The sequence below is a fragment of the Fluviicola chungangensis genome, from assembly GCF_007558725.1.
In the GTDB taxonomy this organism is placed as follows: Bacteria; Bacteroidota; Bacteroidia; order Flavobacteriales_D; family Crocinitomicaceae; genus Fluviicola; species Fluviicola chungangensis.
In genome coordinates this window covers 16,546-43,102 of the sequence record NZ_VLPL01000008.1, presented here as the reverse complement: position 1 = coordinate 43,102, position 26,557 = coordinate 16,546, and the positions used below count along the sequence as shown (strand labels likewise).

Sequence of the window (26,557 nt, the reverse complement as noted above, 5' to 3'; positions counted from 1 at the left end):
TTAATCTCGTTTTCGTAACACCATTAACACTCCTTTGTAAATATCCGGATCTGCATTTGCATTCAACTGGATCACATACATGTAATTTCCGTCCGGCACCGGTTCACCTTTATAGGTCCCATCCCATGGAGTCTCGTAACCATCCGAAGTGAAAACGGTTTGTCCCCATTCATTGTAGATCTCGATGTGAGCATTCGGATAGGCCAACTGTAAAAACTCCAGTTTCCAAACATCATTCGAGCTGTCCCCATTCGGAGAAATAATCGTCGGAATCAAGGTGTTGATTTCAGTAGTAACTGTATTAATAGCGATAAACCGGATTGCACTGTCAATGCATCCTAATGCATTGGCTACCTCAAGAATAATGTAATAGTTTCCGTTTCCATAATAGGTATGGCTCGGATTCATTTGTGTGGAAGCAACGCCGTCACCGAAAGTCCATGAATAGCTTACTGCATACTCGGAGGTGTCGATAAAATTGAATACCGCTCCGATATTCATTCCCCCGTTTGAATTATAGTAGAATCCTGCATCCGGCAACGGATCGATTGTAATCGGTTGAATGATCGTATCGGAACATCCGTTTACTGTAGAAACAATGTGAGTAATCGTATATGTTCCTCCACTTGCAAACTGTTGATTTACGTCTGCCATCGCAGCAGATCCCTGCCCACCGAAATCGTAAAACCAGTAATTAATGGTTTCGGAGCTTGCAGAAGCATCCGTAAACGCAACTGTTACCTGATTATTCGGACACGAATTGGCAGAATTGAAACCTGCGACCGGTTTATCAAAAACAGAAACTGAAACAGACACTGTATCTTTACATCCGTTCGAGTTTGTTACGATCAGCTCAACCGGGTAAGAACCGGCAGTTCCAAAGTTATATGTGGGATTCTGGCCGGAAGAGGTTTGACCGGCAAGAAATTTCCAGGACCAGTTTGTCAGGGTCCCTGAACCGGGAAGTGAAAAATCCGTGAATACATTGGCAAGTCCTTCACACACATTGGTCGCACTGAAGTTTGCAAATGGCGGTGCAGCAAAGTTAATCTGGATTCCGTCAGTAACTGCCGTACATGTTCCGTTATTGGTCGATGTCAGAGTCAACACCACACTACCGTTTGCTATTTCTGTTGCGGACGGAACATAAACTGCATTCAAGGTTGAATTTGACGGAGTAAAGGTTCCGGTTCCGCCACTCCAGACACCACCGAACGGGCCGCCGATGATACTTCCATTCAACTGAACCTGTGCGGCATTGGAACACTTCAATTGATTCGGGCCAGCATCCACTTTCGGAGCATTGTTGATAGACACGTAGATACTATCCTGGACCGGGTTACAGTTTCCGTTTGAAGTAGATTCCAGGTACAACCAGACGAAACCAGCCGTCGTATCTGCAACGCTCGGAACATAGGTACAATTGAGCGAACTGTTATTCGGTGAAAAAATTCCCGTTCCGCTTGTCAACCATTTCCCGGTAGTCGTTGGACCGCTAACTGTTCCGGATAGTGTTATGTTTGCGTTATTGGCGCAAACAACCAGGGTATCGGCACCCGCATCAACCGTTGCCGCATCTGTAAAATTCACCTCCATGGTATCCGAAACCATGGCACAGGAAACAGCATTGGTAGACGTTAACACGAACTGAACTCCTCCGGCGGTAAGATCTGCCGCAGATGGAACATATTCGGCGTTTAAAGTTGTCGCATTCGGTAAAAAGGCTCCCGAACCATTCGATGTCCAAATTCCGGTGACAGCTCCACCTCCGATGATTCCATTCAACTGAACCAAGGCATTATTTTTACAAATGGATTGATCGGTATTGGCGTTTACCAGTGGTGCCGGTGTGATTTCAAGATACATGGTATCCCTTGAAACAGGACAGAACCCGGTAGTGGACAGGATGATCCTGATCGGGCTGATTAAAGTGTCCAGGGGACTTGGGATATAGGTATTCGGAACCGAATTCAATCCGTTTTGGAAAGATCCGTATCCGTTACTTGACCAAGCTCCTGTTACAGCTCCGCCTCCCACATTTCCATTTAAGGTATAATTCACATTGGCACAAACCGTATCATCGGGTCCGGCCTCTGAAAATGCCGTAGCGTAAAAATCCGTATTATAAGCATACGAAGCACCTGTATTTGTTCCTCCCCCACTGATTGTTGCCATGGTGAAAATATCTGACAGGTTCTCGACCATATTGTGGCTGTTTACCGGAATATCGGTTGTATTAAAGAAAACACGGGCCGTTTTATATTGTCCGCTTGTTCCAGGAACCGTTTGGAACATCCCGGCAGTAATAAAACCGGAGTTTCCGTTCAGCAAAAAATTTCCTTCAAATCCACTTCGCGTCACCAGGACTACCCCGAGTGAATCAGAGCTTGACCGGGAAAACGCGGCATTGTTATTCCCTTTGCAATTTAAACTGGGAACAACAGCCGCACTCAATTCGCAGCCGAATCCGGAAACATGGTAAACATACACCGGTTTACTTGCTTTGATGTAAAGAATCTCATCAGTCATCGGGATCTCCAGCGTTTCAGAAGAATTAATCAGCGTGGTAGTTGTACTTGCACCGGTAAACTCAATCGATGAAGCATTCTGTGTTGCCAGGACATAAATCCGGTCGGTAGTTGAAGTTCCTTTGTAAATGGAATAGTCCGTTCCGATCGAAGGAGTCGGGATCAACTGATCACCGATCATATCCCCGCAGGAAGACTGGGCCAACTGCCCGTCGAATAGAGTAACCGCAATGGGATTATTTGCAGAGACAATGGATCCTGCAAGGCTGGTTACCGCAGAAACATTCACATCCCTGGCACTGTATGTTTGTCCCGCATTTAGCACAACCGAAAATGTTGCATTGGCCAAATGACCGGTAATCGCTGTTCTCGGAGTGATCAGTACGGTGGTATTGTTCATGGAAGCTACGATCTCGATCCCCGAATACGTTGCCGGAGCCGTCACCGAATTGTCCCAAAATTTCTGGAACGGCGTATAAAAATTTGTTCCTAATGCCTTTCCTCCCTTTAAACTGAAGCTTTCTTTGTTATTCGGAGCAATGACTTCGTAAACTGAATTGATGAAAGCTGTAGCGCTGATCTTAATTCCGTTATTCGAAACCACATTTCCCGCAGGACTTTCTATTTGAGCCACAACAGTACTCAAGTCCAAGCTGTCACTTGAAAAAGCAGGCATGGTCAGTGTCAGGGGCACGAAAGCACCATTGGCCGGCTGCGTCACCGTGATCGTTGCAGGCTGATCGTAGGTTTGAAAACGAAGTTTAACGGGTGTATCTCCAACTCCGGCAGAAACATCGGGAGCTGCGAACCAAAAAACGGTATCTCTCTGTGCATTAGCATTTACAGCAGCAGTAAGTAAAAACGCAAGCAGGAAAAGTTGTATAAATCTGAACATATTTAGGACTATCTCAGTTTTGAGCACGCAAAGATAGTTGATACAGCATTATTTTTAACTAAAATTAAGAAAGCGAAACAAGCCATTCACACAACCAAATCCTGAGTTTAAAAATAAAAATCAGTTAGTTACGAATTTAACACCTTTTTAAAATCGTCGAAATAAACCAACTATTTAACTAGTTAAAACTAAGACTCATCGATGATTTGGAGGAAGTTCCGGTTTGAGTTTGGCAGCGCGATCGTGCAACACAATGCTTCCTGTTACAGCTACATTCAGAGAAGAATTCCCCGGAAGCTTAATGACTTTCCGGCATTTGGACAGAACAGACTCAGGAAGTCCCTGATCTTCCGAACCAAGCAGGTAAATTGCGCGTTTCGGATGTTCAAAATCATGAAGGAATTCGGCATCGTCGGTCAATTCAATGGCAATCAGGTGGCAATCATACGGAATATTTTCGCACAGATCTTCTAATGAATCGTAGTGAAAATAAGGGATTCGTGCCCAAGTCCGTGTTACGTCCGACGTTTGTTTCTTGTAACGTTTCCCGACAGTAAAAATGTAAGAAGCTCCCAAAATATAGGCTGATCTCCACAAGGTACCGATATTGTGATCGGTTTTTGCATTGAATACTCCTATCGCACAGTACCCCTGAATATTGGACGTTCTCATTATTCTGTTTCTTTGATTTTATCTGTATTCAAGGCGCTTCCAATGTGAAAAATCGCGTCCCCTTTATTGACCAAGGGTGCTTCGTTGGTACAAATGATGTAGCCATTCGAATTGGATTTGATCTTGCGTTCGGAAGAGCCATACGGATCACTCACAAATCCCAGTAAATCACCTTTTTCTACGTATTGGCCATTTTTCACCTCGGAATGGAACACACCTGACAAGGGAGCACGCAGCCATTTGGAAGATTTAATGATAATCGGATCGTTCTCTACCGGTTCCAATTTGAAACTCTTCATGTGGAAGTGGTTCAGAATACGCTGAATTCCCATCAATCCTTCCTCCACAATGGTTTCATCAATGGAATTTGTTTTTCCACCTTCAAAAAGGAGGATTTTCTTCCCCATTTTATTCAGGGCCTCACGAACCGACTTCGAGATATATCCTGAATGCACAATAAACGGAGGACTGAAAACCTCCGCCAATTCCATACTCACCGGATCAGACAGAAGACACCGGATCTGGGCAATATTGGAGCGCTGGGCAGACCCGGTATGAAAGTCTATCACGATATCTACATTCGGAGCGATCTGGCTCATAAACTGATAAGCAAACTGACTTGCCAACGAGCCGTTCTTCGATCCGGGGAAGCTCCTGTTGAGATCTCTTCCGTCGGGCAACTCCCGTTTCAGGTTCAAATACCCGAAAATATTAAAGACCGGTAAACAAACGATTGTTCCTGCAATGGGTTTATTCCATTTTTTGCGAATCACCCTGCGGATAATTTCCATCCCGTTGATCTCGTCACCGTGCATTCCGGCCATCAATAGCAGGATCGGACCATCCTTGAGAGATCTTTCAACAAAAACCGGGACCTGAACCGGTGTATGGGTATGCAACTTCGCTACATCCATGCTCAATTCAACACTCTGACCAGGCAGAATTTCTTTTCCAAGTATGCAGAACTTTCGGGCCATTTTTATCTTTTTACATTCTTCTCAATAAAAGCGATGATCTTTCCGGCTATATCAACACCGGTAGCACGTTCTATTCCTTCCAGTCCCGGAGAGGAATTCACCTCCAACACCAGAGGTCCGCGGGAAGACTGAAGTAAATCCACTCCCGCAACGCCCAAACCGACAGCATCTGCAGCTTTGATCGCCGTCATTTTTTCCTCTTCGGTCAATTCCAGGATCATTGCCGTTCCTCCACGATGCAGATTCGACCGGAATTCCCCTTCTTTTCCCTGACGCTTCATCGCTCCCACCACTTCGCCATCAACCACAAACGCTCGAATATCCGCACCACCGGCTTCTTTAATGAATTCCTGGACAATTACACGGGCTTTTAATCCGTTGAAAGCTTCCAAAACAGATTGAGCGGCATTTTGGTTCTCTGCCAAAACAACACCGAGTCCTTGAGTTCCTTCCAACAATTTCAATACGACAGGAGCACCACCTGCAGATTCCACCACGTGTTCCACATTGCGCGAATAATTTGTGAATACCGTTTTCGGCAGTCCGATACCTTCCTTTGAAAGCACCTGCAGACACCGCAGTTTATCGCGTGAATGAACGATCCCCCGAGAGCTGTTTACCGAAAACACATTCATCATTTCAAACTGCCGAACAACGGCTGTACCATAAAACGTAACCGATGCTCCCACACGAGGAATTACGGCATCAAACCCCTCCAGGTATTCCGATCCGTAAAACAGGGACGGTCCTTTTTGTTCGATTTCGATATTGCAGCGCAAATGATCTATTACATGCGCTTCGTGTCCGTGCTTTTCTGCTGCTTCAACCAGGCGTCTTGTAGAATACAATTGCGGATTGCGTGATAAAATGGCTATTTTCATTCTTTTTATTGAAAGGCTCATCCCTTTCCTTCGATCAACTAATTTAGTTACTTATTCTCGTATTTGTAAGAACAATTTGTTTTGGACGTATCGATCAAAAAACGTTTATTCAACAACCTGCGACCTAATAAAATGGGATTTCTTAAGCCGGTTCTTTCCGTTAGCGAAAATACAGTTTCATACGTTTCCCCGAACAAGCGTACCGTTCCTTTAACAAAAAACCGTTCCTGGGCAACTCCGTTGGAACTCTTCACGATCTTGGTTTTAAACTCATCAAAAATCACTTCTTTCCCCGTATACCCGGATATTCCCGAATCCAGGAAAACTACGCGAAGCTGTTCTTTGTCACCGAATTCAATTATTTCAATGGATTGACAATGCATGGAACTGGAGTAAGCCCCCGAGTCAATTTTCACCGGTACATTCGTCAACTCAAATTCCGGAAAGGAAACCAAATCCTTACGCCCGATTATTTTCTTATTCACTACCTCCATATTCCCTATCTTTGTAAAGAAGTTTGTTATTCGGTAATCGAAATTAGAAAAAAAGCAATTGAGATGAGAAAAATGGCTTCAAATAAAAAAAAGTTCAGGGAATAAATAACAAATTGAAAAATTATTCCTAATATTGCAGCCCCAATTACGGGATAGTGAAAGAAAATTAGAGTCATGGATTTTATCAGAGAGCTTCAAAAAGAACTAGTAGAATTGAAAGAATTCCCAGCATTCGGAGCTGGAGATACAGTAACTGTATCTTACAAAATTAAAGAAGGAAACAAAGAGCGTATTCAGCAATTCCAGGGTGTTGTTTTACAACGTCGCGGACAAGGTACAACTGAAACGTTTACTGTTCGCAAAATGTCAGGAAACATAGGAGTAGAACGTATCTTCCCTATTTCATCTCCTTTCATCGATACCATTACAGTAAACAAGCGTGGAGCTGTACGTCGTGCACGTATCTTCTACTTCCGCGGTCTTACTGGTAAAGCAGCGCGTATCAAAGAAAAAAGAAGCTTCTCTCACTAAGTCGAAGATTATTCTCCATATACGATCCCGACTTCGCTTTGCGAAGTCGGGATTTTTTATGCTGCAAAAATTTTGACGTAAAACGCAATATTACGTCACGGAATGAAAAACAGTTGCCAGATCTGACCGCTCGCTCAATGAAACCCTAACTTCAGGTTATTTATACTGCTCAAATCTTTAAACTTTTTACATTTCCGATTGTACAGCTTACTCCAATCAATAACCCCATGAAGATTAGCTTTTTTTTCGTCCTTTGCCTCATTGGTAAAATCACTTACGGTCAGTCGGACACCCTTCGCATCAAAGAATTGTTGATTGAACTCACCAAAACACCCGAACCGCGCAATTATCAGCATATCGATCAGCTCAACGAGACTGCCGCATTCATTTATAGCTACTTCAGGCAATATGCGGATACTGTTTTCTACCAAACGTATGCTGTGGATGGAATCGCTTATGGAAATGTCATTGCCCGCTTTAACCCCGGAATTTCCAAAAAGCTGGTGATCGGAGCGCATTACGATGTATGCGGAAACCAGGAAGGAGCAGATGACAATGCCTCGGGAATTATCGGCTTACTGGAACTGGCAAGACTTTTAAGAGGAAAGTCCCCGGACAAATGTATCGAACTGGTTGCTTATACCCTGGAAGAGCCACCTTTTTTCCGAACGGATTATATGGGAAGCTACATTCATGCCAAATCACTGCGGGATTCACATGCGGATGTCATCGGGATGATCTGCCTGGAAATGATCGGTTATTTCAATGAAGCCAAACACACACAAGAGTACCCGATTGGATTTTTGAAGCTGTTCTATGGTTCCCGCGCAAATTACATCACCGTTGTCAATAAATACAGTAAAGGAAAAGGTGCCCGTCAATTCACCAAACGGATGGACCGTTTTGCCAGGTTGCCGGTAAAGAAATTCAACGGACCGAAATCACTCACGGGAATTGATTTTTCCGATCATTTAAACTATTGGAAAATGGGTTTCAGTGCTTGCATGGTAACGGATACAGCTTTTTACAGGAATAAAAATTATCATCAAAAAACGGACGAAATGGGCACCCTGAACATTTCCAAAATGGCACTCGTTATTGACGGCATATTTTTCAGTATCTTAGCTTAAATTCACGGATTATGAAAATACTAGTGTTCGTTTCGGTCCTGGCAGTCGGTGTATCTGCCAAAAGTTGCAATAAGCAAGATTGTAAGGAAAACATCAAAGAAGATTGTATTTGCACGATGGAATACGATCCTGTTTGCGGATGTAATAACAAAACATATTCCAACGCCTGTTCCGCTGAATGCCATGGAATTACGAAATATGTAAAGGGGGAATGCCCCAATTAATTGAAAATTGAAACGCTTTTACATTTTAAATTACCTAACCGGTGTCAGAACGGTCCCCAAAGCCATCCTGCATCATCCCATTTCTCAGTACAGTCCGGAATGTGAACAATTCGGAAAACCATACGGGACACCACAAGTTTCATTTGTGCAGCTTGTAGGAACACGAAATAAACCACAAATCGGTTATCTTTACAGTCAAATACCGATGAAATGAAATACCTGTTTTTCTTCTTTTTTTTCACACTGATTCTTTTCTCCTGCAGTAACGATCCTAAACGTGACCTGGTAATTTTGTTTGAAGAGACCAACGGACTGGATGAAGGTGATGATGTGATTCTCAAAAAGCGGGAAATCGGGAAGGTAACCAAAATCGAATTCAGTGATGAATACCAAATGGCTGTACACATCCACCTGGAAGAGATCAACCGCTTGCCACGCGATTCCAAATTCATTATAGGGAAAGACGGAATTTTCAGTCACGCGATCTATGTGATTCCCGGAAAATCGAAAACCTATTTAAGCAGTAAAGACAAGATTACCGGAAAAGCCGTTAAGGAAATCGATTGGGGCAAAGAATTCAACGATTTAATGGACGAAAGCTTCCGGAAACCTGCTCAGACACAAGATTCGGTATTGGATGAACTGCGCGATATCAAGCATGAAATCCACGAGGTGAACGAGAAAACGAAATAGAATAAATCATCTATTCGTATGATATAGCCTGTAAACCTGTATTTTATTTTCGGAATCCTTCTTTTCACCTGATCATTCTTCTCACATTTTCCATCAACCCCATAAATCATATGTCGCGACGAATTAAAAAAACACCTAAGAAAATCAAATTATTACTGCTAATCGGAATCATTGGAATTGTGGCTTACAGTTTCAGGCAAGAAATCGACTATTGGGTAAAAACCATTTCGATGCGGAATAACGATCCCTGCAATCAAACCGATTATCGCATTGATTCCTTTCAGATTCATCATCTAAGTGCTTCGGACCTGCCGTACGTCACTCATCAAACAGCGTACAGCAGAAACGAACAGTATGATAAAGACTCGATTCCGCTTCTTACTATGAACAACAAATCCATATATCATCCTGTATACATTTCACAATATACTCTTCGATTAATTGATGTTTTCCAAACAACAAAAGATCGTACTGTTTTAAAGCAGATAGAAATCATTGCCGCCAAATTGATTTCCTTATCGACTTGTAAGTACAACGCACGGTTCTTTCCTTATTCGATCAACTACCAAAATCATCCAAATCACTTTCACTACCATGAAGCACCGTGGTATTCGGGGATGGCACAAGGACAAGTTCTTTCCGTATTTTCACGTTTGTACGAGATCACCCGACGAAAGCAGTATTTGACCTTCTGCCATGAAATTTTTCGGTCGCTTACTCTTTTGAAAGGTAAAAAATACACTCCATGGGTTGTATGTTCTGATCAAAACAAGTATTTGTGGATCGAAGAATATCCCTCGGAAAAGCCCTGTTTCACATTAAACGGGATGATTTTCGGAATATATGGAGTTTACGATTATTACCGGATCACTGAAAACCCGCAAGCCAGAAGAATCCTGCAGGCAACTCTGACGACGGTCAAAAATAACCTTTATAAATACCGGAACAAAAACGAAGCAAGTTATTACTGCCAGGTAGATCAGATGAAAATCATGGATTACCACCGCATTGTGGTCGGACAGTTATATCAACTATACAAGATCACAAAAGATCCTTTCTTTTACAGACAAGGAAAAATATTTGAGGCAGATACCCGGGGACTTCCGAAATGATTCGGCAGAAATAACTTGAACTTTATTGATTTTCAGTTAAATTAAAGTCATGAAAGAACTCTCGGAAAAACAGCGCGTATTTTTCAATTCCAATCAAACAAAAGACCTGAGCTTTCGCATAAAGCAATTACAGCGGTTGAAAACCCTGTTGTTATCGAACCAAAACCGTTTGAACGAAGCCATTTATGCCGACTTTGGCAAATCTCCTTTCGAGACTTTCACCAATGAGTTCGGATTGGTTTTCCTGGATATCGATGAAGCGTGCAGCAAGTTGAAACAGTGGGCAAAACGGAAACGCGTACGTACCAATTGGATCAATTTCCCGGCTAAAAGCTATATTATTCCCGAACCATTGGGTGTTTCATTGGTCATCGGTGCCTGGAATTATCCGTACCAATTGTCTCTTGCTCCTTCGGTAGCAGCCATTGCCGCCGGAAACACAGTCATCCTGAAACCTAGTGAATTACCGTCCAATACCAGCAAACTATTGGCTGAACTCATCAATAATTCGTTTGATCCCGGATTTTTCCACGTGGTAGAAGGTGGAATCGATCAAACAACAGCACTTCTGGCCCAACGCTTTGACAAGATCTTCTTTACCGGAAGTACGAATGTAGGACGAATTGTATACCAGGCCGCGGCGAAACACCTCACTCCAGTTACACTGGAACTAGGCGGAAAAAGTCCGGCTATCTTTACAGAAAATGCCAAGCTTTCAATAGGAATCAAACGCCTGATCTGGGCCAAATTCCTGAATGCCGGTCAGACGTGTATTGCACCGGATTATGTATTGCTGCCCCTTTCTATGAAGGATGAATTCCTGCAGCTGGCAAAAAAGGAAATCGAACAAGCTTCTTACTCGATCGAAAACGGGAATTACGTCCGGATTATCAATGACAAAAATGTGGAGCGCCTCAAAAGCCTCATTGATCAAAACAAGGTTTATTTCGGTGGTGAGATTATGGAAGAGAAACGGATCATTCACCCCATTTTGATGCAAGACGTAACCTTTGACGATGCCGTCATGCAAGAAGAAATCTTCGGTCCCATCCTTCCCATAATTACATACGAGTCATTGGACGAAATCATTTCAGAAATCAAAAAACGTGAAAAGCCTTTATCCTGTTACATTTTCACAGGGGATTCCGCAGTCAAGAACAAACTGCTCAGCGAACTTTCATTCGGAGGTGGAGCAGTCAACGAAGCGATTATGCATATCTCCAACAGTCGCTTGCCTTTTGGCGGTGTGGGACAAAGCGGAGTAGGTTCTTACCACGGAGAAGCCGGATTCCGGACATTTTCGCACTACAAAAGCATCCTGGAAAAAGCGACCTGGTTTGAAACCAAACTCAAGTATTCTCCTTATTCGGAAAAAAAACTGCAATGGATCAGGCGATTCATGGGAATCAGCTAAATCCGAACAGTTAACCTGTAAATGTTATAAAAGAACTTCCGGATTCCTGTAACATATTTTCCCAAAAATAAGTTACCTTTCTGGATACGGACCTTAAAACAATGGATTATGAGTGCGAAAAAATCAACAAAAGCGGAGAAAAAGTCCAAGGAAGAATTCCCGGGGTATCCGATTTATCCTGCAAGTGAAGACATTTATCGTACGGATAAGGAAGAAGAAGACCTGGATCCGGAAGATATCACCAGGAAGAAATCCATCAACAAGCCTTCCATCGACAAAAACCTGGACGTACCGGGTTCCGAATTAGATGATGACCAGGAGGACATCGGAAGTGAAGATGAGGAGAATAATTATTACAGCTTAGGTGGTGACAATCATTCCAATCTGGATGAAGACGATCAATGATTTAAAATTCAAGATGCAGTAGATTGGAGGTGATTTCAGGACTTTCCCATAGCACAAACGAAGTTTGGAGAAAGTCCCGGTAGGGTGTGTCAGTGGTTAAAGTAGTTTTTTGGATAGGGTTGTAATTCTGCAAGTTCGGATCAGAATGTTTCCAAACTGCTTCTTTCATGTCTGGTTTGTTTAAAGAATGACGGGGAAAGTCCCGTGATTTTTTTGAACTGGTTGGACAAATGTGCCACACTGCTGTAATTCAGTTTATATGAAATCTCCGTGAGATTCATTTCGTCGTACATCAGGAGTTCTTTTACGCGTTCAATCTTATTCATAATTATGAACTGCTGAATCGTAATTCCCTTCACCTTCGAGAAAACATTTGAGAGATAGGTATAATCGTAATTCAATTTCTTGCTGATGTAATCCGAGTAGTTTACTTTTGGTGCCTCATCCGAATAGTGGATCATTTCAATGACTACTCCTTTAATTTGTTCTATCAGGATACTTGTACGATCTTCCAGCAGCTCCAATCCGCATTTGGATAAATTGACCCGGATCTTTTCACGAAGCTCATCCGATACATGATCTTTCACCTCTACTACTCCCAAATCTACTTTATAAGGCCGCAGCCCCAGATTTGCCAGTTCCTCCCTCACAACCATCTTACAACGAAGACTCACCATGTATTTAATAAATAACTTCATACTGCTTAATTTTTAAATTAAAAACTAATTCGGTCTATTTAGTTATTCAGGTATCAGTAAAATTTTGGTATAATTCCTTAGAAATGTAGTCTGCTATATACTTCGTAACGTGTGTGTTATAATTCTAAGATAAAACGAATTAATCTCACTGCAAAACTCTTGGTTATGTTTTATAATTATTTCACATTTCAATTACTTGCCGTTTAAACAAAAAAAAGACCATTCGACAAGATATATTGCCGAATGGTCCTTCCCTGATAATCAACTTGCTATTTAATCTCTCCTACCCGGAATTAACTGCAATACCAATGCTATTAGTGCTATGACTAATATTAAATGAAACAAACCTCCTGTATGGTAACCAAAGTACCCGATGGCCCAACCGATGACTACAAGGATTGCTATGGTGCTCAAAACTGCTCTCATGACTCATTGTATTAAATGGTGAATATTTATTCCGATCTGCGCTGCCGAAAGGAACCTGTATGTTAGTTTAACAATTGACCCGGTTTTCGTTTGATAAAAAAGGAGCCTCCTGGGAGAACTCCTTCTCAAAACCAATTCTAATTTATCAACTGTTTATTTGTATTACTTTACATTGTCTTTTCCCAGGTCTTTAAAAGCTCTGCCCAGTTCGTCCATGTCGTTGTTGAACTCTCTTTTAAATTCCTGCCAGTTTTCCCTGGTCGTGTTTTTCATTTCTTTCATCCGGGCTTCCATTTCATCGTTGCGTTTTTTAAGCGCATCGATCCGTTCGTTCCTTTCCCGAATGACATCTGCCCGTGCGTTGACCCGTTCGGACCTTAAGCGCTCGATCTCAAGTTTGTTATTATCGATATCTGCCTGTACCGACCGACGATACTCCGCAACTTCTTCTTCGTACTCTTTCTGAGCCTGATTCAAATCTTCTTTCGCATCCTGTACCCCGTCTGCTGCCTTATCGACTTTTTCCGATTGTGTTTCGGTGCAACTTGCCAGAATGACAACTAAAAGAGACAGTCCCAGGCGGATTATTATTTTCTTCATGTCTATCCAGATTAACTGTGAATGTGTTTTCACTTCTTACAAATATGCAATTCAACGCATTTGAAAGCATTACACCTTTAGCCCCAATTGTTGCATATTTTACAGAACCTAGTGCCCGTCAAAAAAAAAAGCGCCAATCATACGATTGACGCCTTTCTCTAGATAGAACCTAACAGTTACTATTAGTCGTATAATAGTAGCTGATAGTTTTCACACCTAAAAAACTATAAATTGAACCGGTCAGGTTGATTTGATTCATCAGATTCACCGGACTGATTGAGGATATTGATAACCTCATCGCGTGACTTGTTCAGTTTCGTGCCGAGTTTATCCAGTAATTGGTTTTCCTGTCCTGGTTGGAAATTCAAATCGGAATCTGTCAATTGACTGTATTGTTCTTTTAATTGACTGGATTGTTTCCCCCAATTGCCGGTAATTTGAAAGGGCGCTGTATTCTTTCCTGTACCCGAATTCAGGTGTGAATCCTGGTTGGCATGCATATTGGCTCCGGTTTTTTCTGTTCCGGCCTGCGGATTCTGTCCCTGATTTTCTTTATCCTGCCATTGGTTTCCCTGATCCCGGTCCTGGTTTTCACCCTGATTCTGCCACTGATTCCCCTGGTTTGTTTTTTGGTCCTGATTTCTTTCTTCTGCTGACATAACTCTACTATTTTAATGATAAAACCTTTGCTCTTTTTGCAAAGATCTTTTATCACCAGCTGTATGTCATTACAAAATGATCCCGGATAATTACATATTTCTCACTATCAGGAGGTTACTTCCCAAATTGACTTTTTGCATATTCCAGGTATTCGGACTGAGAAGGGAGATCGGGAACATCACATTTTTGAATATACGGATAGAGCTCGTTGACCATTTTCTCCATAATTTCAAAGTTGTTTGCCAGTTTAGCTTCCTGGTAAGTGGTCATGAAAAAATCGTTGATTTTACCCAAATAAGCATCTTTATCTTTTACATTCTCTTCGTTGTTGAGAAATTCTTTCGTTAAAGGTGATTTGTAATCGTGTACAGCACTTTTGAACACCTCGAATTCAACCGGATCTTTTAAATTCAAATCCGGGTATTTCTGATAATATTCTGCGGCATATTTACTCAATGAATCGTGCTCATTATCTGCCAAGACTTTAACGTAAGCTTTCAGATCTTCCCGCTTCTTCTTAGATTTTTGGTACGTTTTATTTGCCTGGAAAACCGGATTCCCTTCCGGATTAACAATCTCTTTTCCTTTTGCAAGCAATTGCTTGGCCTGCTGACCTCCAACCACTTTTCCTACCAAATCACCGTTTGCATTAAAATACAACAGCGTAGGATAAGCAGTGATCCCATATTTTTGCATCACACCCGGCCCGTCGTTCTTTTCCCCATCCAATTTTAAGGAAATAAAATGGTCGTTGTAATAAGCCGTTACTTCCGGATCAATGAAAGACGTTGCCGCCATTTGTTTACATGGTCCGCACCAGGTTGCATATACGTCTACAAACAATGGCTTTTTGGCTTGTTTTGCCTTTTTTAAGGCTTCTTCCAGCGTTCCGTGTTCAAAGGTAATCTGACCAAATGAGCAAGTACTTACTAACGCTATCAAGGCAAGGAATGTCAGTTTCATTTTGATGATATTTTTGTTGAAGTTACGAAAAGACAAATATCAGGCCAAACAAATTAGAAAATGAACCGCTTTAAAAATTATTCGATGGATAAACCAGATACCTGTTGGGCTTTTTTGACCTGTCGATTCCAATGACTATTGGAATTTGAATTTTTCATCCCAACAAATGAACTTCCAGCTCCACCAAACGCGGCAAAAGCACATCGTCTTCCAGAACAGCATGAATCGCCAAATCTTTTTCAAAATGCTCCAATTGTGTCATGAAAATACGAAAAGCCAAAGGTGCTTTCAATCCATCAATATTCGCGGTGATTTTATTTCGGACTTCATTCAGGTCTTCTTCCAGGTTGGAATGGTTTTCGAAAAATTGCTTCAGCGTGAACTTGCCGAAGCGTTCCCTGTCTATCGGGGTTCCTGATTTCTGGTATTCCAGTAAAGACTCAATGTATGGGAACAGAAAGACTTCTTCATACTGGATATGCGCCACCAGTTTCTTTTGGTAAGAAATAAAGAATCCACACAGCATCAGAAGTACGTTGTCCGAATGCGTTTGTTTACTGTATAAATTATAAATGGATTGTTCTATTTCCGGCAACTTGATGTTCAGGTAATTTCCGTGTGATTTTTTAAGCGCCTGTAACAAATCCTGGATTACTACCTCCTGGATCAATGCTTTCGGAAATTCCGTAAAACCTTCTTTCGCCAGGTCTATTAGCTGATTCAATGCATAATCGGAAGAACCGGAAACGGGCATGTTATTCAGCCGTTCTTCCAACAAACGGTCTGTCAAACCTGCTTCCAATTTCACTTTTTGTTCTTCTTTCATATTGATTGTGAATGGTAATAATCACTACAAAACAAATGTACACATAGGAACTTGCTCCCTCAATACCTTAAATGTGGTAAAGCGATTCAGGATTGTTAAATTTTCAGAATGAAGCGGTCAAAATCCGGAACTTATTTCTCGTGCAGGGATCTCAATGCATTGACAATATCCGCATCCGTCACAATGACGGCTTCAAAAAGCTTGTTTTCATTGGATTGGATAACGGCAGGAAAAGGATTTCCGGAATAAATCCCCGTAAAGACATCAATGTGATTTTTTTTGATTGCTCCTCCGGTATCTCCGGCAAAGAAATAACCATCGTGAATTTCCTGTTTGCCATTTGGCAAACTGACCAATTTGCCTCTTGCAGCCGGAATATAAATCACCGTTCCATAAGGAATCATCGCCGGATCTACTGCAACTGTCCGAAAAGGTACCAACCGGTAATTCCGCACACCATCTCCAAAGCCTTCCGATTTAGTCCAAAGTGTCTTTCCCCAGCTTTCCACGTTTAATTTACTGGAAGTATATTTCTTGCATTTCCTGCAATCTACTCCTGTCTCCTCCCCTGTTCGTGCAAAATTGATCACATGAACAGTTCCCGAAGAATCTCTAACGTAAGCAGTTCCTTCCAGGGAAGCAGTACAAAAATCACAGGTATCCGCATACAAACCGGATGGTCCTGCATTTGCATAAACGATCGGGATATTTCCCGAAGATTGGAACTCATGAATGTAATACCGGGTTGCCCAAAGTGATAAGTCTTTTCCCTTATTTAACGGCTCCGGAAAAAGGAAGCTGTCGGATGCGATCTGCGCCCGGGTGAACGAACCCATTACGATTAAAATTCCGGCTATTGTCAATTTTAAATACACCCTTCGTTTTTTTTATAAGAACAGGAATTATCTTCATTGGTTACCAATCAGTGCCGAATAAACAAGCAAAGCTTATTTCTTCTTCTTGTCTTTGAAGATACTGTCGCTCAAGCCACTGTTGACCTTGTAATCAGTTAAGGTAATCGTGATATTTCCTTTGGTGCGTTGCTTGGTTTTGGTATTTTTCTTATCCGTTGACGTTTTATTGATATCAGCCGCTACACTTTTAGGCATCTTGAATTTCTTCACATCAATTTCAAACTTCAATTCACTGGGTAAGCCATAACTCAATTGCGATCCGTATTTGTAATCCGTTTTAACGGTTCCATTGGTCTGAGTGGTTACCTGGGAACGTATAATGACCGAATTCTTTTGATCGACCCAAATCTTCGCCAATACAATTTCTCCGGAACTCGAATTCGGAATGATATTGATCAGCCGCGTATCTATATCACGGATCTTGAGCGAATCTCCGAAAACAGCTGTGTATTTGGATTTATCCGACAAAAAGTTGTTCAATTCCGTAAACCCCTGCTTGGGTAGAATGGTAATTCCTTTAGACTCGATTTTCACCTGGTCCTTTTGCTTGAAATAAATCTTTGCATTGGAAGGCATGATCTTAATCATCGGAATATCTGCGTCAATGTGCGCATTTACGGTATAATCCTTTACGGTTGCCAACTTGGTATTGATCTTTTCGATGACCTTTTCTGCGTCTTGTCCGAATGCACTGAATGTCAGTAACAAGAGACCGGTTAATATTCCTTTTTTCATTACGATGTGATATCTTTTCGATTAAACTTAAACAAGGTAATTCCGACTAACAGAACGATATGTGCCAGCAGGATAACAATTGAATTCAGGATGTCATCAAATGGTACGGGATCTTCAAAGAAACTGCGCCAGGAAGCCATGTGTGTGGTAAATAAATAAGGTTTGATCGTATCAAAAACAGTTACATCCAAACTTCCGATGATGGTGAAAACGATGATAATCGCCATGGTAGCAACGATCGGTCCGATTGAATTCTCTGCAAATGCAGACAAACAGATAGAAAGTGTTGCTACGGTTAACAGGGACAAATAAGCCACACAGAAAGCCAATCCGAAGCGCCACAAAATATCTGCTTCAGGCAGGATGACCAATCCATCACTGTTTAAAACCATCAAGTCCCCAGCCCCGAATACGAGATGAGAAACCACCAAAGACAAGATTCCCAGCCAAAGCGTGATAACCAGTGTATAAATTGCCCCGGCGATAAACTTTGAAAGAACGATCTGTGTTCTGGAGATCGGTTTACTCGCCAACATGCGGATCGTTCCCATTGCTGCCTCTCCCGAAATCAAATCTCCGGTTACCAATGCAATCAGCAAGGGAATATGAACCACCAGCATTTGCAAAATTATGAAGGCTATCAGGTTACCGTTTACCAGTTTTCCATTGAACGAAAGGGTTTGTTCAAAAGTAGCCGTTACAAAAGAAACCATGGATTCGCCATCTGCTTTCATGGCAAAGATGATTAAACCGATCAATAAGGTTAAAGCGCCCAGACCTAGATAGCTTCGCGGCTTCGACACGATCTTAATGAACTCGTTGGTTGTGTTTTTGAAAAGCATCAGGATTGAATGGTTTTAATGAAATAATCTTCCAGCTTGCGTTTGGGTTCAATTGCATGAATTGTAAAACCGGCCAATACCAATTCTTTGGTCAAATCAGGTACCCGGCTTTTTGAAAGGAGTACTTCCGCCTCTTTTGAAGAGGTTTGAGTCAGTTCTTTCGGATTAAATTTCGACCGGATCAGGTCCATTGCTGGCTCGATTCCATCTATTTCAACACGGACAATGGTTTCCTCACTGTTCAGCAACTCTTCCACGGAACCTTCCACGATGGATTTCCCCTGGTTGATAATTACCATGCGATTTGCTATCAGTTCAATTTCCGATAATTGATGCGAAGACAACAAAATCGTTTTGTTCTGTTCATTCTTCAGGCGCAGGATCAAGTTGCGGATTTCAATAATTCCCTGCGGGTCCAAACCCGTAGTCGGTTCATCAAGGATGATCAGTTCCGGTTGATGCAATAAAGTCTGTGCGATTCCCAAACGCTGTTTCATTCCGTGAGAAAACCCCTTCACCTTGTGTTTTGCCCGGTTTCCCAACCCAACAAAATCGAGCATTTTCAGGATCTCCTTCTTAGATACATTTGCGCCCGAGATGCGTGCAAAAATTTCCAGGTTCTTTTGAGCCGACAGGTATTTATAAAAATCGGGTTTCTCAATAATGCTCCCGATATTTGCCAGGATCTCCGAACGGTTCTTATGCAACGATTTGCCAAACAATTCAATGGTCCCGTTATCCGGACTAATGAGTGATAACAGACATCGGATGGTAGTACTTTTCCCTGCTCCGTTCGGTCCCAAAAAACCGAAAACATCTCCTTTATGAACTGTAAAAGAAACATCTTTGACTGCTTCGAAAGAACCGAATTTTTTGGACAAATCCCGTACCTTGATAATGGTTTGTTGTTCCATAAAACCTTAAAACAGATTAGCCGTCTCTTCATTCAAAAAGACACTTAAAATTACGAATTATCACCTATCGGTTTGCTTTAAATTTTAAAAAATCGGCGAACGGTGGGATTTCGTCGGTCATAAGATTCGTTCAATTTTTTGAATCAGTGAAATGAACAGAAAACAGAACTTTTCCCACCTGCTGAATGCTATTTATGCTTCATTTTCGTTCCTGAACGAATGCAATTCCAAAACCTAGGGGAAACCCTGATCCCCTATTAAGGAAGGATCCATTGGGTTCAACTGCAAAACCAATCAACTGGTAGTCAGACACCTTCATCAAAAGAACAAGGCTTACTACGTTTATGTACCTGATTTATGGCTTTCCTGCCCCCAGGGGTTACCCCCTGATTCCTTGACCTTCGGACATATTCCCCTGTAAAAGCACCTAGCTTTACCAAAAATCTATATATGAAAAAAAATTACTTGATTTTCAGCATGCTTGCCGGTATGCTGATCACATTCACTGGTTACTCTCAAAGCTATTCCGCGTATGGGACCACTCCATCAAACGATAACTACAACTACATCGATAATTCAAACGATACGATGTATTACACCTTCAATTCCCTTTCCAACGGGGCTTACGAAGACGCAATCTTAACTATTGACGGAAATGGCTATTTTCAACCAGGAAGTTCGTACAACATTTATGGACCGGGATCAGTTTTGGTGGGTAATTTCACGAGAGCCGATTTTAATACCTGTGGTAATTTTACTACGACAGTCACTATCCCTCTCGCAGATATTAATACTTATGGAACAAGTGTGATCTTTAAATTTGTAAAACAGGGAAATGTTTATCCTTATTGTAATGCGAATAGATTACGCGCTAAACTTCAATACAATTACTGTACAACAGGTGTACCGACTCAACAGGCTTATTTCGCTTTTACTACTGACAGCCTTTTTTGTCAGTCGGAAGGTCCGTTCAACCTGGCTGGAATACCGGCAGGAGGATCTTTTTACGGAAACGGCATTAGCGGTAATGTATTGGACGTGTCGGCTTTGCCTTCAGGAATACACACAGTTACGTACCGATTCACTGAAGCAACCGGATGTTACACGGAAGATTCCACTACGTTCATGATCATTGAAAACCCAATAGACCAGTCCTTTACAGTATGTGAAAACACGGTTCCTGTATTGAACACCGGAAATATTGCTACCGTATACGCAAGCAATGAAAGTCTCAGTAGCTTGATCGGAAGCGGGACCAATGTCACTTTAAATCCGATTACTTCTTCACCAACCGAAATATTTTCCGCTGTTGTATCCAGTCCGTTCTATTATCAAATAAATTCCCTTGATACAACGAATCATCAGATCATTGATCATGACCCGATTACCGGTGATGACCGCGGAGGAATTGCAGTAACAGCAAACTATGTTTACATCGTAGGTGATGATGCCACCGGGCGATTTGACCTGGATCTTCAAAATGGAATTGATCTTCCGATACGCGACGGAATCTTTACAGACCTGGCACAATTGAAACTCTATACACTTTATAGTACTACGTCTCCTTTTGTACCAGACAGTGATAATTTCGATTATTTTACAATGAATGCGCTGCGCTCACTGAACGAGGATCTAAGCTACGGGAATGAAATCATCCTATTGTCTCAACCTATTACAATTGGTACCGCTGATCAGGCTCTTATCCTTGCAGGGTACAATGAATTAATCGTTGGAACAGCTAACGGAAATTATGATTTTTACCACATTTCTATTTTAAACGGATTGGTTACGCCAATGGGACAACATGATTTGGAAGTTCAAGGTTCTGAAAATTGGGCTGATTGGGGTATGAGCGGATTCGACGGTACGAACCGTCACGGATACTTCAGAGACAGCAATGATTCGCTTGTCGATTACAATTTCTCTGTTGACACAACGATAACTATCTTATCAATTTCTGATTTTTCAGACATGGCCAGTTTTATTGCTCACCCCATAAATCATCGTTTTTACGGACATTATGAAGGAAGCACGACGACTTTTGGTGGTAATAATGAAAGTTTGTTTTACTTCCAGATTTCGGATACTGCTTCCAGATTGGCAGCAACAGCAGCGAACTATGGTTGTCCGACTAAGATCACGTTTACATTCAATTCAATTGATTTAGGAGCCGATACAACTGTTTGTTCCGAAGATGGATTGTATATTATTCCCGGAGGTTTCGGTTACAATTCCTATACCTGGAATGGAGTAAACAACAACTTTAATTCCTATGCAGTTCAAACTTCCGGCGAAGTAGTGTTATCTGTTGTGGATGAGGCAAATTGTACGCTTACGGATAGTGTGAATGTAACGATCACAGCGTGTACCAATGGAATAACTGAATTATTGGGCGAGGCTTCCATGCAGGCTTATCCGGTTCCCAATAACGGTACATTCCAGGTTTCCTTTAACGCATTCGCCTCCGAAGCTCAGATGAGTATTGTAGATACACAGGGAAAACACATTGAAAACAGGGTGGTGAAACAGGGTGAAACAACGGTTGATCTGAATCTAAACGTTCAGCCGGGAATTTACTTCGTTCGTTTGGTTTCTGAAACAGAGACCTTGCAACGTGCCATCAGTATTCAATAACGAACTACTGAAAATAATAAAAGGCCGGTTTGAAAATTCAAACCGGCCTTTTGTGTATCAAATTATCGGGTCAATTCCAATTTTGTTTAAATCATTTGATCAGGTCTATTGTTTCGCGTTTCGTTCCGCACAACAAATAATAGGTTCCTGCTGGCCACGATTGAGTTTCTACCAACTGTGTACCCAGTATTTCTCCCGCATACATTTCCTGCCCCTCAGCATTCAACAGCTGGAAGGTCATTACTTTCGATGCTCCCAGCACCTCCAAGGTCAGGTAATTGGAGTTCACATTGTTATATATATTTATTGTTACCGCAGAAAGCTGATCTACATCCGTTCTTACCATTTCCTCAGAACTGAACGGAATAGCAAACAATACGGTTTCCTGGAGCAACATTCTCATCGGAACAGGTTCATGCTTTTGAGCAAAAACAACTGTGTTACTGATGATGATTGCGACTAAACTGATTGAAATAAAACGTCCCATACTCCTTGAATTTAATGAACTGTTTCAGTTTGGTATTTTTCACTAGTCAACAACTATACCATGCCAAAAGAATTTTCATTTTCAAGAAAAAAATCGGGAACAAAGGTATTCCGGAACATACTGATTTAGCAGCGAAGTCCTTGTATTTACGAGAGATACGGAATTTACCGTTTGTACCCTACCGGGAAACCCAACCGTTATTCCATTATTCTTCCAAAACGACCGTCGTTAGAAAAAAGTGTCAAAATGAAACACCCATTTTTCATTTTGAAAATCACCTCTTATTCCAGGCCGTTTTTCATGGCCCATTTTAGTAAAATATTCTTTTCCTTGGGCAGGCCTAATTTTTCAATGATGTTCGAACGATGTCCTTCAATGGTCTTTTCAGACAGGAAAAGCATTTCAGCAATTTGCTTACTTGTTTTTTGCTTTGCGATGAGCTCGATAATCTTTCGTTCGGAAAAAGTGAGTTTATCCAACTCGCCGGTCCCGGTTTCCCGAACACTTACCAGGTCATTGAGCAAGGAATCACTGACGTATTGATTTCCTTTTGCGACCTCTGACAAACAATTTTTCAATTCAACCTGTGCATGTTCCTTCAAAATGTAGCCATAAACGCCATACTCTTTCGATTTGTTGTAAATAGTCATTTCGTTGTGCATAGTCAAAAGGATGATTTTGGTCTTGAGTTTCAATTCCTGTACCTTCTTAGCAACATCCAGTCCGTCCAGCGCAGGCATATTGATATCCAAAATGGCAATATCCGGTATGCGGAGCTGAATCATGTTCAATGCGGAGACCCCGTTCGCACAGGCGGCAATGACCTGGTATCCGTAAGATTCCACGAAACTTTGTGTTCCCTGGAGGGTGAATGGATGATCATCAGCAATTACGATTGTCATGTTGTTTTCTTTAAATCAATAGTAATAATAGTTCCGTTTCTGTCGGAATGGATTCGGGCAGAGCCTCCAATAGCCTTACTTCTTTCAATAATGTTATGCAAACCGAATGCATCTTTCTTGGAGAGTGTTTCACCCACATGGAATCCTTTTCCGTTGTCTTTGATCTGTACCATCAACTCATCCTTGCTTTCACGAATAATGATTTTTGCCGCCACCGCTTCCGCATATTTGATGATATTGGAGAGTGCTTCCTGGATAATCCGGTAGACTTGCAATTCATCCGATACCGATAAACCTCCACAGTAAACGATATCGGAAGTAACCATCAGCTGATTCACCGATTGTGCACGATCAAGGAGTTGATTGATGCTAGCCGACAAACCCACTTTCTCAAACATGACCGGATGCAGGTTCCTGCTGATAATCCGGATGTCTTTAATAATGGAATCGATCTTTTCTCCGGATTGGTTGATATTGGCCCCGATTGCGTGCTTGAGGTTCAATAATTCGTGGCTCACACTGTCGTGTAAATCACTTGCGATACGCCTGCGTTCTTCTTCTGTTTTATCGAGTAACTGCTTGGTATACTGTTGAACACGTTTATTTTCCGTTTTGATTTTTTTCTGTTTTTGTTTGGAGAACACGATAAACAAAACCAGGAGCAAGCCCATAACCAGAGAAAATAGCAGTGCAATGGTTACTTTTCCGTTGGAAATGGTTTCTTTTTGGATCGCAATCTGGGCTTCTTTCCGCTTTGTTTCATGAAGTTTATTCCACTCCATTGTCTTGTTAATCATTTTTTGATCACTGATCCTGTTTTCTGCCAGTTTTAACTTCTCAGAATAGAGATAGGCCTTTTGATAGTCCTTCATTAATACCGCATTGTCCTTCAATACCAGGGCAAATCCCGCTTGATTCTGATAATCCTCCTGCTCTTCCACCGTTTCCAATGCCTTTTCGATCAACCCGATGTCTTTGATCCCTTTTCCGGATTTAATTTCATATTCTGCCAAAGCAACAATATATTCGGCATCGGAGGCTGCTGAGTTCAACTTTTTCACCAGGGGTTTTAGCTCACCCAAAATGGCACCTGCTTCTGCAATCCGGTTCTCGTAAAGGAGCATATGAATATAAAACGTGGATAAAGAAAGTTCGATTGATTCATCGGTGAACTTGCTTTTTTTGAAAAAATGATAGGCGGAATCAATTAATTCATATTGAGCGGGATTATCCATTTCCTGGTACAAAATAATTTTATTGTGCAAGGACGTGAACATATTGCTGGTATCTTTCACCAGCCTGAAGGATGTCATTGCTTTTTTAAAATAGCTTTCTGAAGTTTTGTAATCTTTGGTATACATGTGAACCATGGCCAGATTATCATAAATCCCGCCTTTAGCGGTTTCATTATCGGTTTTATTGAACCACGAAAGGGCTCTTAAATCGTATTGAAGCGCTTTTTCATGATCTCCCATGGCAAAGTAACAAAAAGCCAGATCTCCGTAACCGTGACCAACTTCCACGCAGGTGTTGTAATCAAAAGGAGTATACCTAACCAGCTCCCGGAAATAAGGGATTGCTTTGCGGTAATTATTCTGGATAACTTCGTAATTCCCCAGGTAAGATTCTACGAAAAGAGTCTGATGCCAGGGAAGGTTCTTTTCAAATCGTTTTTTAAACAGCCGGACCTGGTTAATCGTATTCGGATTAAAAAGGGAATAATACATTTCCTGTTCGGTTAGCTCCGCAAGCGCAATTGCCGCCTTTTCAAAATCTTTAAGCTTGATTTGCTTTTCGTAATAAGCATTGAAAACAGGATAAAAATCCGGATCGTGGAAATGGGATCGCCTGGAAAGCCAGATACAGGTATCATCCAGGTTTGTTCTAACTTCCTGACGGTAAATGATTGCAGTATCGGGTTTGTCACAAGCACTCATGAAAAGCAGCAACAATGAAGCGATGCACCACAGTTTTATCAATCGTTTATTCATCAACAGCGAATTTCGCTTTAAAAATACCTGTTTGAAATGGATTCATCGTTTTTCACACCAAAAAAACAGGGTTTCCCCTTAGGTCATAAATCAAGTAAATGACTGACTTTTGCTAAATCTGTTATGCAGAAAAGCACGTACCGACATCATTGAGATACAAACCAATAACACCCGACAACTACTGCTTATTGCGTAAGAGAAAACCTCCGCCCGGAAAAAGACGGAGGTTTTTCATGCATAAAACTCCCGGTTTAACGGAAAGAAAAAACGGAATTCACCAATAAGGAATTCCGTTTTCTTTCGGTAAAAGAAGTATCATCCTCTTTTACACTCTTACGCAGTGGGCAGTCAGGGCTTTAAAAAAAAGCAGAGGTCGCTACTACCTCTACTCTTCCTGTGAAAGCTAAACGTTAGGTTTCGTTGTAGTATGTGTTTCAGTGTATAGCGGTGGTAATTTCTTTTTATATGGCATCTCTTTCGTTGTTAATCTCCAGTTGCAGCGTGGTTATAGCTCCTTTCAACCGATGGATATAGCTTCTGTTCGGAAACTGATCAATAATCGCTTCGGGAAAATCCAAAGGAATATCCATTCCGTTCGCATAGTGCAAATACAATACATAATAATTCTTCAAATATTCATTTTGAATGGCCATATACGTATTGATCACATTCATTTTATTCGTTATCTCCATCATCAGCAGCTGTTTGTAAGATCTGTCAGGAAACTTATCCAGATGCTTCTGGGGAAAATCGAATGGCAATAATTCCCCTTTGGAAAAATGCATATACAATTCGAAATAAGCCCCTAGATCTTTGATCTCTCCGAGAACCATTTTGGTTTCCGGAAGCGGAGAAAGTCTTATTTCGTTAAGTAATTCCATTTTTCTTCATTTTAGCCGGCAAAACACTATCAGCATTGTGCCATTGACTGTAACAAGTATAGGGTTCTTTGCGGCACGACTTGAGCAAAATGTCATGAAATCCCGAATCGATGTCATGAAAAACAAAA

Annotated in this window: 28 protein-coding genes; 9 read left to right on the top strand and 19 right to left on the bottom strand. The window is 41.6% G+C overall.

Annotation, left to right across the window (positions count from 1 at the left end; all coding sequences use genetic code 11):
- The 5 genes from FO442_RS14890 to FO442_RS14870 all read right to left on the bottom strand — a co-directional run bounded on the left by FO442_RS14890 (position 1) and on the right by FO442_RS14870 (position 6,447).
- Positions 1 to 3,423 (bottom strand): PKD domain-containing protein, encoded by a 3,423-nt coding sequence (locus FO442_RS14890; RefSeq protein ID WP_144334005.1) that lies wholly within the window; start codon positions 3,421 to 3,423, stop codon positions 1 to 3.
- 195 nt (positions 3,424 to 3,618) lie between these two features.
- Positions 3,619 to 4,095, bottom strand: a complete 477-nt coding sequence (locus FO442_RS14885; RefSeq protein WP_144334004.1) for an RNA methyltransferase — start codon at positions 4,093 to 4,095, stop codon at positions 3,619 to 3,621.
- A complete protein-coding gene (locus FO442_RS14880) occupies positions 4,095 to 5,072 on the bottom strand; it encodes a succinylglutamate desuccinylase/aspartoacylase family protein (protein ID WP_144334003.1) in 978 nt (325 codons plus the stop codon). Before FO442_RS14880 ends, FO442_RS14885 begins: the two co-directional genes overlap by 1 nt.
- Before the next feature lie 2 nt (positions 5,073 to 5,074).
- Positions 5,075 to 5,953, bottom strand: a complete 879-nt coding sequence (rimK, locus tag FO442_RS14875; RefSeq protein WP_144334002.1) for a 30S ribosomal protein S6--L-glutamate ligase — start codon at positions 5,951 to 5,953, stop codon at positions 5,075 to 5,077.
- A 47-nt stretch (positions 5,954 to 6,000) separates the two neighbouring features.
- On the bottom strand, positions 6,001 to 6,447 hold the full coding sequence (locus FO442_RS14870) for an ATP-dependent zinc protease family protein (protein ID WP_144334001.1): 447 nt from the start codon (positions 6,445 to 6,447) through the stop codon (positions 6,001 to 6,003).
- Between the two features lie 174 nt (positions 6,448 to 6,621).
- On the opposite strand from FO442_RS14870, the gene rplS reads away from it, so the two are divergent.
- The 8 genes from rplS to FO442_RS14830 all read left to right on the top strand — a co-directional run bounded on the left by rplS (position 6,622) and on the right by FO442_RS14830 (position 11,956).
- Positions 6,622 to 6,978 (top strand): 50S ribosomal protein L19, encoded by a 357-nt coding sequence (gene rplS / locus FO442_RS14865; RefSeq protein WP_144334000.1) that lies wholly within the window; start codon positions 6,622 to 6,624, stop codon positions 6,976 to 6,978.
- 227 nt (positions 6,979 to 7,205) lie between these two features.
- Entirely contained in the window at positions 7,206 to 8,108 is a 903-nt protein-coding gene (locus FO442_RS14860) for a M28 family peptidase (protein WP_144333999.1), read from the top strand.
- Between the two features lie 11 nt (positions 8,109 to 8,119).
- Complete coding sequence (locus FO442_RS14855; protein WP_144333998.1) at positions 8,120 to 8,332, top strand: Kazal-type serine protease inhibitor family protein; 213 nt, start codon at positions 8,120 to 8,122, stop codon at positions 8,330 to 8,332.
- A gap of 7 nt (positions 8,333 to 8,339) precedes the next feature.
- On the top strand, positions 8,340 to 8,546 hold the full coding sequence (locus FO442_RS14850; protein ID WP_144333997.1) for a hypothetical protein: 207 nt from the start codon (positions 8,340 to 8,342) through the stop codon (positions 8,544 to 8,546).
- Entirely contained in the window at positions 8,543 to 9,025 is a 483-nt protein-coding gene (locus FO442_RS14845; protein WP_144333996.1) for an MlaD family protein, read from the top strand. Before FO442_RS14850 ends, FO442_RS14845 begins: the two co-directional genes overlap by 4 nt.
- Positions 9,026 to 9,135: 110 nt before the next feature.
- A complete protein-coding gene (locus tag FO442_RS14840) occupies positions 9,136 to 10,137 on the top strand; it encodes a D-glucuronyl C5-epimerase family protein (RefSeq protein ID WP_144333995.1) in 1,002 nt (333 codons plus the stop codon).
- A 49-nt stretch (positions 10,138 to 10,186) separates the two neighbouring features.
- Positions 10,187 to 11,551, top strand: a complete 1,365-nt coding sequence (locus tag FO442_RS14835; protein ID WP_144333994.1) for an aldehyde dehydrogenase — start codon at positions 10,187 to 10,189, stop codon at positions 11,549 to 11,551.
- Between the two features lie 108 nt (positions 11,552 to 11,659).
- Positions 11,660 to 11,956: a hypothetical protein gene (locus FO442_RS14830; RefSeq protein ID WP_144333993.1), complete on the top strand. Its 297-nt coding sequence runs from the start codon at positions 11,660 to 11,662 to the stop codon at positions 11,954 to 11,956.
- A gap of 140 nt (positions 11,957 to 12,096) precedes the next feature.
- Here the strand turns inward: FO442_RS14830 and FO442_RS14825 are convergent, their stop codons facing one another.
- From FO442_RS14825 to FO442_RS14780, 10 genes are all read right to left on the bottom strand, one after another.
- The gene (locus tag FO442_RS14825) at positions 12,097 to 12,654 is read right to left on the bottom strand and encodes a helix-turn-helix domain-containing protein (RefSeq protein ID WP_144333992.1); all 558 of its coding nucleotides are present in this window, start codon (positions 12,652 to 12,654) and stop codon (positions 12,097 to 12,099) included.
- 273 nt (positions 12,655 to 12,927) lie between these two features.
- Positions 12,928 to 13,080, bottom strand: coding sequence for a lmo0937 family membrane protein (locus FO442_RS14820; RefSeq protein ID WP_144333991.1), 153 nt, complete (start codon positions 13,078 to 13,080; stop codon positions 12,928 to 12,930).
- 162 nt (positions 13,081 to 13,242) lie between these two features.
- Positions 13,243 to 13,680 (bottom strand): sll1863 family stress response protein, encoded by a 438-nt coding sequence (locus FO442_RS14815; protein ID WP_144333990.1) that lies wholly within the window; start codon positions 13,678 to 13,680, stop codon positions 13,243 to 13,245.
- A 224-nt stretch (positions 13,681 to 13,904) separates the two neighbouring features.
- Positions 13,905 to 14,339 (bottom strand): hypothetical protein, encoded by a 435-nt coding sequence (locus tag FO442_RS18910; RefSeq protein WP_246073863.1) that lies wholly within the window; start codon positions 14,337 to 14,339, stop codon positions 13,905 to 13,907.
- Between the two features lie 115 nt (positions 14,340 to 14,454).
- Entirely contained in the window at positions 14,455 to 15,303 is an 849-nt protein-coding gene (locus tag FO442_RS14805) for a thioredoxin family protein (protein WP_144333989.1), read from the bottom strand.
- Between the two features lie 154 nt (positions 15,304 to 15,457).
- On the bottom strand, positions 15,458 to 16,129 hold the full coding sequence (locus FO442_RS14800) for a hemerythrin domain-containing protein (protein WP_144333988.1): 672 nt from the start codon (positions 16,127 to 16,129) through the stop codon (positions 15,458 to 15,460).
- Positions 16,130 to 16,260: 131 nt separating this feature from the next.
- Entirely contained in the window at positions 16,261 to 17,004 is a 744-nt protein-coding gene (locus FO442_RS14795; protein WP_222102004.1) for a 3D domain-containing protein, read from the bottom strand.
- Between the two features lie 72 nt (positions 17,005 to 17,076).
- The gene (locus tag FO442_RS14790) at positions 17,077 to 17,778 is read right to left on the bottom strand and encodes a hypothetical protein (RefSeq protein ID WP_144333987.1); all 702 of its coding nucleotides are present in this window, start codon (positions 17,776 to 17,778) and stop codon (positions 17,077 to 17,079) included.
- Complete coding sequence (locus FO442_RS14785; RefSeq protein WP_144333986.1) at positions 17,778 to 18,620, bottom strand: ABC transporter permease; 843 nt, start codon at positions 18,618 to 18,620, stop codon at positions 17,778 to 17,780. Before FO442_RS14785 ends, FO442_RS14790 begins: the two co-directional genes overlap by 1 nt.
- Complete coding sequence (locus FO442_RS14780; protein WP_144333985.1) at positions 18,620 to 19,534, bottom strand: ABC transporter ATP-binding protein; 915 nt, start codon at positions 19,532 to 19,534, stop codon at positions 18,620 to 18,622. Before FO442_RS14780 ends, FO442_RS14785 begins: the two co-directional genes overlap by 1 nt.
- Before the next feature lie 450 nt (positions 19,535 to 19,984).
- Between FO442_RS14780 and FO442_RS14775 the strand changes: the two genes are divergently transcribed.
- A complete protein-coding gene (locus FO442_RS14775; protein ID WP_144333984.1) occupies positions 19,985 to 22,168 on the top strand; it encodes a T9SS type A sorting domain-containing protein in 2,184 nt (727 codons plus the stop codon).
- A 91-nt stretch (positions 22,169 to 22,259) separates the two neighbouring features.
- Here FO442_RS14775 and FO442_RS14770 read toward each other — a convergent pair whose 3' ends face one another.
- The 4 genes from FO442_RS14770 to FO442_RS14755 form a co-directional block, all read right to left on the bottom strand.
- Positions 22,260 to 22,655, bottom strand: coding sequence for a hypothetical protein (locus tag FO442_RS14770; RefSeq protein ID WP_144333983.1), 396 nt, complete (start codon positions 22,653 to 22,655; stop codon positions 22,260 to 22,262).
- Positions 22,656 to 22,936: 281 nt separating this feature from the next.
- Positions 22,937 to 23,557 (bottom strand): response regulator, encoded by a 621-nt coding sequence (locus FO442_RS14765; protein ID WP_144333982.1) that lies wholly within the window; start codon positions 23,555 to 23,557, stop codon positions 22,937 to 22,939.
- The gene (locus FO442_RS14760) at positions 23,554 to 25,548 is read right to left on the bottom strand and encodes a tetratricopeptide repeat-containing sensor histidine kinase (RefSeq protein ID WP_144333981.1); all 1,995 of its coding nucleotides are present in this window, start codon (positions 25,546 to 25,548) and stop codon (positions 23,554 to 23,556) included. The genes FO442_RS14765 and FO442_RS14760 overlap by 4 nt, the downstream gene beginning before the upstream one ends.
- Before the next feature lie 461 nt (positions 25,549 to 26,009).
- Positions 26,010 to 26,429 (bottom strand): hypothetical protein, encoded by a 420-nt coding sequence (locus FO442_RS14755; RefSeq protein ID WP_144333980.1) that lies wholly within the window; start codon positions 26,427 to 26,429, stop codon positions 26,010 to 26,012.
- Positions 26,430 to 26,557 lie beyond the last annotated feature (128 nt).